This window comes from Piscibacillus halophilus (assembly GCF_900110685.1).
Classification (GTDB): domain Bacteria; phylum Bacillota; class Bacilli; order Bacillales; family Alkalibacillaceae; genus Piscibacillus; species Piscibacillus halophilus.
Genome location: NZ_FOES01000065.1, coordinates 1 through 7,893 on the forward strand (window position 1 = coordinate 1; position 7,893 = coordinate 7,893).

Annotated in this window: 12 protein-coding genes; 8 read left to right on the forward strand and 4 right to left on the reverse strand. The window is 35.9% G+C overall.

Annotation, left to right across the window (positions count from 1 at the left end; all coding sequences use genetic code 11):
• Positions 1-377 (forward strand): transposase (locus BMY57_RS16405; protein ID WP_256205334.1); only part of this gene is annotated, 377 nt, incomplete at its 5' end.
• On the opposite strand, the gene BMY57_RS15390 is transcribed toward BMY57_RS16405, so the two are convergent.
• Positions 341-1,882 carry a glycine betaine uptake BCCT transporter gene (locus BMY57_RS15390; protein ID WP_091776211.1) on the reverse strand — a complete coding sequence of 514 codons (1,542 nt, stop codon included), beginning with the start codon at positions 1,880-1,882 and terminating at the stop codon, positions 341-343. The genes BMY57_RS16405 and BMY57_RS15390 overlap by 37 nt on opposite strands.
• A 134-nt stretch (positions 1,883-2,016) precedes the next feature.
• On the opposite strand from BMY57_RS15390, the gene BMY57_RS15395 reads away from it, so the two are divergent.
• From BMY57_RS15395 to BMY57_RS15410, 4 genes are all read left to right on the forward strand, one after another.
• Positions 2,017-2,883: a polysaccharide deacetylase family protein gene (locus tag BMY57_RS15395; RefSeq protein ID WP_091776214.1), complete on the forward strand. Its 867-nt coding sequence runs from the start codon at positions 2,017-2,019 to the stop codon at positions 2,881-2,883.
• A gap of 270 nt (positions 2,884-3,153) precedes the next feature.
• The gene (locus tag BMY57_RS15400) at positions 3,154-3,282 is read left to right on the forward strand and encodes a GapA-binding peptide SR1P (protein ID WP_091776217.1); all 129 of its coding nucleotides are present in this window, start codon (positions 3,154-3,156) and stop codon (positions 3,280-3,282) included.
• 99 nt (positions 3,283-3,381) lie between these two features.
• The gene (locus tag BMY57_RS15405) at positions 3,382-4,335 is read left to right on the forward strand and encodes an NAD(P)H-dependent flavin oxidoreductase (protein ID WP_091776219.1); all 954 of its coding nucleotides are present in this window, start codon (positions 3,382-3,384) and stop codon (positions 4,333-4,335) included.
• Positions 4,336-4,353: 18 nt separating this feature from the next.
• Positions 4,354-4,629 (forward strand): UPF0223 family protein, encoded by a 276-nt coding sequence (locus BMY57_RS15410; protein WP_091776221.1) that lies wholly within the window; start codon positions 4,354-4,356, stop codon positions 4,627-4,629.
• Between the two features lie 21 nt (positions 4,630-4,650).
• Here BMY57_RS15410 and BMY57_RS15415 read toward each other — a convergent pair whose 3' ends face one another.
• Positions 4,651-5,292 carry a YktB family protein gene (locus BMY57_RS15415; protein WP_091776224.1) on the reverse strand — a complete coding sequence of 214 codons (642 nt, stop codon included), beginning with the start codon at positions 5,290-5,292 and terminating at the stop codon, positions 4,651-4,653.
• A 115-nt stretch (positions 5,293-5,407) separates the two neighbouring features.
• Between BMY57_RS15415 and BMY57_RS15420 the strand changes: the two genes are divergently transcribed.
• Positions 5,408-6,205 carry an inositol monophosphatase family protein gene (locus BMY57_RS15420; RefSeq protein WP_091776227.1) on the forward strand — a complete coding sequence of 266 codons (798 nt, stop codon included), beginning with the start codon at positions 5,408-5,410 and terminating at the stop codon, positions 6,203-6,205.
• Positions 6,206-6,234: 29 nt separating this feature from the next.
• Here the strand turns inward: BMY57_RS15420 and BMY57_RS16170 are convergent, their stop codons facing one another.
• Positions 6,235-6,411 carry a DUF5325 family protein gene (locus BMY57_RS16170; protein WP_175615426.1) on the reverse strand — a complete coding sequence of 59 codons (177 nt, stop codon included), beginning with the start codon at positions 6,409-6,411 and terminating at the stop codon, positions 6,235-6,237.
• A 121-nt stretch (positions 6,412-6,532) separates the two neighbouring features.
• On the opposite strand from BMY57_RS16170, the gene BMY57_RS15425 reads away from it, so the two are divergent.
• Positions 6,533-6,859 carry a YlaH-like family protein gene (locus BMY57_RS15425; protein ID WP_175615425.1) on the forward strand — a complete coding sequence of 109 codons (327 nt, stop codon included), beginning with the start codon at positions 6,533-6,535 and terminating at the stop codon, positions 6,857-6,859.
• Positions 6,860-6,889: 30 nt separating this feature from the next.
• On the opposite strand, the gene BMY57_RS15430 is transcribed toward BMY57_RS15425, so the two are convergent.
• Positions 6,890-7,090, reverse strand: coding sequence for a YlaI family protein (locus tag BMY57_RS15430; protein WP_091776230.1), 201 nt, complete (start codon positions 7,088-7,090; stop codon positions 6,890-6,892).
• A 112-nt stretch (positions 7,091-7,202) separates the two neighbouring features.
• Here BMY57_RS15430 and BMY57_RS15435 point away from each other — a divergent pair, with 112 nt between their 5' ends.
• Positions 7,203-7,472 (forward strand): YbyB family protein, encoded by a 270-nt coding sequence (locus BMY57_RS15435; RefSeq protein ID WP_091776233.1) that lies wholly within the window; start codon positions 7,203-7,205, stop codon positions 7,470-7,472.
• Positions 7,473-7,893: the final 421 nt, after the last annotated feature.

The window sequence follows — 7,893 nt, forward strand, 5'->3', positions numbered from 1 at the left end:
AAAAATGGGAACAACAAAAAGCATATACAAGGGAAAAGCTTTCGGAAGAAAAAACGGGTGAACTATACGGCAAACGAAAAGTAGATGTTGAACCTGTTTTTGGATTTCTGAAGGCTAATTTGCGCTTCTCTCGAATGTCTGTTAGGGGCAAAGAGAAGGTGAAAAATGAATTAGGATTTGCGTTCATGGCGGTGAATCTAAGAAAGTTCACCACCATGAACGCGAAAACAAGCTGGGCATATAACGAAACAAAGCAGAAAAAAGGCACCAAACCATACTTTTTATGGTTGGTGCCTTTTTTACGTTATTTTAGGCTAGTTATGTCCCAGCCTCTTTTTTGTTATCTTTCTTCATGTTTTTTACGTTTTAACGGATAATTACGGGCCTCTTCTTTAAACTCCTTAATGACAGAAAATATGACTAAAATCAATATGAACGCAAATGGAAAAGCTGCAAGGATTGAAGCTGTTTGCAAAGCATCTAATCCACCTTGCCACAATAGTACAGCTGCAGTAGCTGACTGTACAATCCCCCAAGCCATTTTAACCTTAAGATCTGGATTTAAATTTCCGCCCGTCGTTTGCATGCCGAGTACAAAGGTTGCAGAGTCCGCTGATGTAATAAAGAAAGTTCCAATTAAGATTATTGTTAACATAGACGAAATAATCGCCAACGGATAATTTTCGAGTACCGTAAATAATGCAGCTTCTTGTCCAGTTTCTGAAATGATAGAGAATAAATCTAATCCTTCATTGTATTCAAGTGAAATAGCCGATCCTCCAAAGACAGCAAACCATAATCCACCAAATAAAGTCGGAACTAGTAAAACTCCAATCACAAATTCACGGACCGTTCGTCCTCTAGAGACTCGTGCTATAAACATTGCCACAAATGGTGCCCAAGCAATCCACCATGCCCAGTAGAATATAGTCCAATTTTCTAACCAGCCTGTATCATTTTCACTAAATGGTGCCGTTCTAAAACTCATAGCAGGTAAGTTTTGAATATAACTTCCTAAAGTCGTAGTGAAGAAATTCATTATAAAATTGGTAGGTCCAGCAAATAACATAAAAAACATCAGAAGAAAGGCGAGTATGATATTCGTTGTACTCAAATATTTAATTCCTCGATTTAATCCTGTTATGGCTGAAAGCATGAATAAGACGGTTACGATGATGATGATCATTAATTGTAGAGAAAAGCTGTTGGTTAGTCCATCAAAAATGTAGCCTAAACCACTACTAATTTGTTGTGCGCCTAAACCTAGTGAAGTTGCCACTCCAAAAATAGTCGCAAAAACGGCAATTACATCAACTAATGTGCCATATCCGCCATTCATACGATTTCCGAATAATGGTTTTAATGTAGTGCTTATTAATCCTGGTGCATCTTTTCTAAATTGAAAATAAGCGAGTGCTAATGCCAAGACAGAGTATATACCCCAGGGATGTAAGCCCCAATGGAAAAAGCTGTATCGCATCGCAACTTTTGCTGCTTCACTGTTACCTTCAACGTCATAAGGTGGTTCGTTAAAGTGGTAAATAGGCTCAGTTGCTCCCCAGAACACAAGACCAATCCCCATACCAGCACTGAATAACATACCAAACCAAGTGATGTAGCTATATTCTGGTTTGTCACCATCTTTACCAAGAACAATATTCCCGTATTTAGACGCAATCAAAAATAGTGCAAAAACTAAAAATGCAGTAGCAGATAGTAAGTAAAACCATCCAAACTTTCCGACTAAGAATGCTTGAATATTGCCTGTTACGATGCCAAGATTCCAGTCAGGGAGTGTATCTTCAGAAATCATACCCCATACAATAAATAAAATTGCAATAATTAATGAGATATAGAAAACTTTTGTGACATTTTTCCTCATGTTGTATGGCTCATTCCCTTCAAAGAACTCAAGCTAAACTTTTATATCATTCTTTTGCCCAATTTCAAACTTCTAATTCAAAAAGGTCATTGTATGATTTATAATCGGTGTATAGACAAAAGGGGGAGACATCTATGAAAAGTTTAAAGTTTTTAGGGCTTTGTTTATTTGTTTCTTGGTTGATAGTTGCTTGCTCAAATGAAGGACAAGTTGATGAACAACCTGAAAAGGATGAACAAGATATCGAAGAAAATGAGCAGGACCATCAAGAAGAAGAAATCGTAGAAAAAGAAGAGAGATCTAATGAAGGTGAAGAAGAGGATGGAAATGAGGAAGAAGAAACAGTTGAAGAAGAGGAAGTAAAAGAACCACAATATATGTTAAATGATGTAGGATATTTTAAACCGATAGATGATGCCAATCCTAAGGTCGTTTTGTTAACGATTGATGATGCCCCGGACGAACACGCATTAGAAATGGCTAAAACTTTAAAAGAATACGATGCACCAGCTATATTCTTTGTGAACGGGCATTTTATGGACACAGATGAAGAAAAAGAGATCGTCAAAGAAATCCATGATATGGGCTTTCATATTGGAAACCATACAGATACTCACCAAAACTTAACCGAAATCTCTGAAGAAAAACAACGTGAGGAAATTTTAAGCTTAAATGAATTAATCGAAGACGTAACAGGAGAAAAACCGAAATTCTTCCGTGCTCCACACGGCGCGAATACAGACTTCTCGAAAGAATTAGTTAAAGAAGAGGGTATGTTATTAATGAATTGGTCATACGGATATGACTTCATGGCTGATTATATGGACAAAGAATCATTAGAAGATATAATGGTGAACGCCCCTCAATTAGGAAAGGGAGCTAACTTACTAATGCACGACCGTGAGTGGACAAACGCAGCGTTACCAGGGATATTAGAAGGTTTACAGGAAAAAGGATATGATTTCTTAGCCCCTGATTTAATTCAAATTAAAGAAGAATAACACAAGTAAAGTCGTCACTACTGTGGCGACTTTTTTGTAAATACATATGGGTGAACTGAAAATAAAAATTACTGTAAATAAAAAGCTTAAGTTATAGGTTACTTAAAATAAAAATAGAATAACTGTAAATAAGAACAACTGAAAATAGAATTTAGCACACGTCAAACAATCTATTTCCATAAAAACAAAATAACCTATTGAAATAATTAGTATGACATAATATACTGTAATTAACATTATTAATACATCCTAATTAGGGGGTTGTTAAATATGGGAACGATTATTTGTGTAAAGTGCCAAAGAATTATAGATTTTTTTGATCATATTAAAGTTACAACATTATATAGTAATCATTGTGAGTGTTGTCATAAAGAGGAAAATTCGAGCTCAAACGCTTAATAGCGTTTGAGTTTTTTTATAGATAAAGAATTGCCTGAATTTTTCACATCTTAAAGAAATCGTGATAAGATTTATATAGAGATTAAAGGGAGTGAGAGTATGAAGACGAGAGTAACAGATCTATTGAATATTGATTTGCCCATTGTTCAAGGAGGGTTGGCTCATTTAGCATATGCTGAGTTAGCAGCTGCAGTCTCGAATGCAGGCGGATTAGGCCAAATTACAGCTATGAGCCTGCCAAATGAAAAGGCATTAAGACAAGAAATACATAAAGTTCGTGAGATGACTGACAACCCCTTTGGAGTCAATTTCGCGATTGGTCAGCATGGAAGGCCCTTTGAACACATGGTGCAGGTAGCGGTCGATGAGCAAGTTCCTGTTATTTCTGTAACAGGAGGAAACCCCAAACCTGTTTTAGAAATGTTTAAAGGAACTGAAACGAAAAAATTAGTATTAGTGGCAGCGAAACGACAAGCTGTTAAAGCTGAAGAGTTAGGAGCAGATGCCGTCATGGTTGTTGGACATGAAGGAGGAGGTCATTTAGGTCGTGATGATATTGGAACCTTTGTGTTAACACCTGAGGTTGTTGATTCTGTTAACATCCCAGTCATTGCTTCAGGCGGAGTTAGCGACGGTCGTGGATTAATGGCAGCATTAGCTTTAGGTGCAGAAGGCATTGAAATGGGGACTCGTTTTATTGCGACTAAAGAGTGTGTGCATGCCCATGAGTCTTATAAGCAGTCCCTTCTTGAGGCGAATGAAAAGTCAACGGTTTTAATTAAAAAGTCAATTGGAGCCCCTGCTCGTGCTTTAAAAAATAGCTGGACAGATCAAATATTAGAACTCGAAGAAAAAGAAGCAGGATACGAAGGGTTAAAAAATTATATCAGTGGGGAAGCGAATAAACGGTATATTTATGAGGGAAAACAAGAAGAAGGCTTTGCTTGGGCTGGCCAAGTTGCGATGAGAATTCGTGACGTGCCTACTGTTCAAGAATTGTTTGATACAATAAAAGAGGAAGTCGAACAAATTAAAACAAAATGGAATCAATAATTAAAGGTTGTGAACAGAGTGGAATATCATTATCCAATAGATCCGGATTGGTCTACTGATGAAGTCATTCAAGTCATTGATTTCTTCCAAACGGTTGAAAAAGCCTATGAAAAAGAAGCCAATGCACAGCAAATTTTAACTCAATATAAAAAGTTTAAAGAGGTCGTACCTTCCAAGGCTGAAGAAAAAACGGTTTTTAAACAATTTGAAAAACATTCAGGATATGTACCATACAAAGTCGTAAAAGCGGCAAAAGAAGCGGAAGGATCTCAATTAATATCCTTAAAAAAATGAACTCGGTGATGTCACCGAGTTCTAATTATATTCAATCGTTTTTGTTAAATCATATAAAGTAGATAATTTTTTAATCGTGTCTTCACACAACTTAATAAATTCATCTCCATTTTGAAGACGTGGGTCTTCCCGATCAAATGTTAAACCACAAAGGATTTCTGCTTTTTTAACGTTTTCAAGACGATCAACTAAACGATCAAATTCACCTTGTTTTATATCTTCGTGACTGATAGTTTCCGGTTGAGTATGGTCCTTAGACCAAACAAACTCATCAGGAATAGAAGATATAACTTGGTCTTTATTTGCTTTTAATTCTCTTGCAAAATCAGTCTTTATCGGGCTTTCATAAATAACGGCAAACCAAATAAACACATGCGTTTCCCACATTCCAACCTGAAAATGAGGTAATTTTTTATAGCCCCGCTTACTACTTGCTAATGCTGCCCATGTATCATTTGGTGGATTTTTAGTACGACGTGCGTGTTTCGCAACATGTACAAACATCTCATCACCAGTTAAGGAAGAAGCAGTTGGCTCTAATTCAGATGCAATTGCTTCGAGTTTTGGGGATAAACGAATTCTTAGTTGTTCCATTCGTTCATCTAAACCATCAATTTTAAAAACATCGAAATCTTCTTGAGTGAACCCTGTAAAATTAGACATGTATTTTCGCTCCTTTCTTTCCTTGTCTGTAAATTATTTTAGCATATGTTCAAACTAGTTTATAATAAATACAACTGCCCTATACGGAAAAACATAGCAAAGGATGAGAACTTATATGAAAAATCGGGACAACATTTTAAATGAAGCAAAACAATGGATCATCGAAGCTGGCGAGTTGATAAAAACCGAAATGAACAAGCCTTACAAAATTGATACGAAACGAGATCGGAAAGATTTAGTGACGGAAATTGATCAAAAAACAGAGCAGTTCTTTGTTGACCAAATTTCAGATAAGTATCCAGATCATAAAATTTTAGGTGAAGAAGGAATGGGAGAAGAAGTTCATTCGTTGGATGGGACCGTATGGATTATTGATCCAATAGATGGAACAATGAACTTTGTACATCAGCAGCGATTCTTCGCCATATCAGTTGGAATCTATCATAATGGAATCGGTGAAATTGGATTGATTTATGATGTAATGAATGACACGATGTATGAAGGCATTCGTGGTGAAGGGGCGTATAAGAACGGGCAACAATTAGAGCCAATCGACCCTAATAAAACATTATCTGATGCGTTAGTTGGTTTAAATAATTTTTGGGCTATTCCTAATAGACGATTAAATGAAAAGAAAATACATGATTTAGTCAGAAAAGTAAAGGGAACAAGATCTTATGGATCTGCTGCGTTAGAGTTTGCTTACATTGCTGAAGGAATTATCGATGCGTATATTACAATGAGGCTTCAACCTTGGGATATTGCCGCTGGTAAAATTATCGTTGATGAGGTTGGAGGGATTACGACAAGGGTGGATGGAAGCTCGCTTGATATGTTGACTGGAAATACGGTGATTTGTTCTAATAAAGCCATTCATGAGTCTTTATTAACCTTCATTCAAGAAAAAGATTAAAAATATCTGTTCCTCAAGTGAGGAACAGATTAATTTTTCTCTTGATGCTTACGTTTAAGAGTTAATCCATAGCCCATTAGTCCGAAACCGGCTAATAGGGTTATCACTAATAAGAAATAATTTCGATAACTAATCACAATGGCCGCTAGAACGAAACATAAGACAACTAATACAGCTAATAAAAACATTTTTACATTATGACTCATTTTTTTCACCTCGTCATAGTAAAGTGTACATGATGTGACAATATTTGAAAACATTTAACTTCTATCTAGATAAACATCATTGAATCATGTATGATAGATGGGGATTAAGAGGAGGATTGTTATGGACGAAAACACAAATTCGTTAGAGGAACAATTTTATTTGCCAATAGAAAAATTCTTCCTTATGGATGTTGGTGGAACAGAAGGTTTCTGGCTCTTATTCATTACGGTTGCTTTATTGGCAATGCTTACATATAAGTTAGGTTTTGCTAAGAAATTACCTTTACTAAAGTCAATCATTGTTTACGTTTTGTTGATTTTTGGTTGTTTTATGTTAGTTTTATTTGCTATTGGCGGTTTACCAATTGCAGAGGTATTAATTATTACTTCGATTGTATTAGGAATTTATCGCTTTCGTCTCCACCGAGAACGAAAGGAAAACAAATAAAACGTTGCCACTTACTGTTGGCAACGTTTTTTATATATGTGGATCACCTTTTGGTTCTTCATACAACTTAAAGTTTTGATTCTTTTTGCGTTCTAATGTTTTTTCAGTAATTCGTTCATAACATGATGGACAAATGTAAGTTTGAACACGTCTCTTCCTTAAGTTTTTTGCTAATAATGAATATGACTCAATTTTATTGACTCCATCACATAAAACACATTTTACTCGCATTTTAATCACCTCTGCTTGTTTAGTCATTATAACATGATTATGACGATATATGTTTTAAATTGTTTAGATAGGGAAGATAAAATATAAGAATTTATAAAATGGAGGGATTAAGATGAGAAAAAGGGTTTGGACGGTAGTTGTAGCTGGCGGAGCAGCAGTAGGAGCGTTAGCATTAAAAGATGAAAACAGACGACATAAATTGAAAACACAATTTAATCAACTAAAAGAGAAGTGTTTCTCACAGGATCGACATTTAATTGAACAAGCTGGTAAGCCTGAGGAGCATAGTCACCACGAAGATGCTAAGATGGTTTCTGAAGGTTCACAATTTGGTGTTCAATATTATAATGAATTAAAAGAAGAAAAAGAAAAAGCTCATTAATAGCTAAGGCAGGGACAAATAGAAAGAAGCCGAACCCCAAAGTTCGGCTTCTTTCTATTTGTATCTTTGTTATACTAATTTTAGATTGGCTTTTAGGCTCTATAATATTTGTTGGGGTAAAGGTTATTTTCTGATAATTCACTATAAGTCTTTAAGAGTAACTTCCAGGTTAGGCCTTCCCTTTCCACGGGCGATCCGCGAGCCTCCTCGAACTCCACTAACGTTACGTTCTGTGGGGTCTCGCCTGGCTCGCTTCACCCGTAGGAGTGTCAGGCCTACCTGGATTTCAGGGAAATTTGCAAAAATAAAAACACGCAAGCTCCTAATTTGTTAGAATTTGTTTAGACCAATAAACAAAAAACAAAGGAGTTGCGTGTACTATGTATTCTAACATTTCTATCCCTGGTTTAGAAGAGTTTAA

Coding starts and splice junctions, on each gene's coding strand:
- BMY57_RS15390 (WP_091776211.1), bottom strand. CDS start 1,882: ATGAGGAAAAATGTCACAAAAGTTTTCTATATCTCATTAATTATTGCA.
- BMY57_RS15395 (WP_091776214.1), top strand. CDS start 2,017: ATGAAAAGTTTAAAGTTTTTAGGGCTTTGTTTATTTGTTTCTTGGTTG.
- BMY57_RS15400 (WP_091776217.1), top strand. CDS start 3,154: ATGGGAACGATTATTTGTGTAAAGTGCCAAAGAATTATAGATTTTTTT.
- BMY57_RS15405 (WP_091776219.1), top strand. CDS start 3,382: ATGAAGACGAGAGTAACAGATCTATTGAATATTGATTTGCCCATTGTT.
- BMY57_RS15415 (WP_091776224.1), bottom strand. CDS start 5,292: ATGTCTAATTTTACAGGGTTCACTCAAGAAGATTTCGATGTTTTTAAA.
- BMY57_RS15420 (WP_091776227.1), top strand. CDS start 5,408: ATGAAAAATCGGGACAACATTTTAAATGAAGCAAAACAATGGATCATC.
- BMY57_RS16170 (WP_175615426.1), bottom strand. CDS start 6,411: ATGAGTCATAATGTAAAAATGTTTTTATTAGCTGTATTAGTTGTCTTA.
- BMY57_RS15425 (WP_175615425.1), top strand. CDS start 6,533: ATGGACGAAAACACAAATTCGTTAGAGGAACAATTTTATTTGCCAATA.
- BMY57_RS15430 (WP_091776230.1), bottom strand. CDS start 7,090: ATGCGAGTAAAATGTGTTTTATGTGATGGAGTCAATAAAATTGAGTCA.
- BMY57_RS15435 (WP_091776233.1), top strand. CDS start 7,203: ATGAGAAAAAGGGTTTGGACGGTAGTTGTAGCTGGCGGAGCAGCAGTA.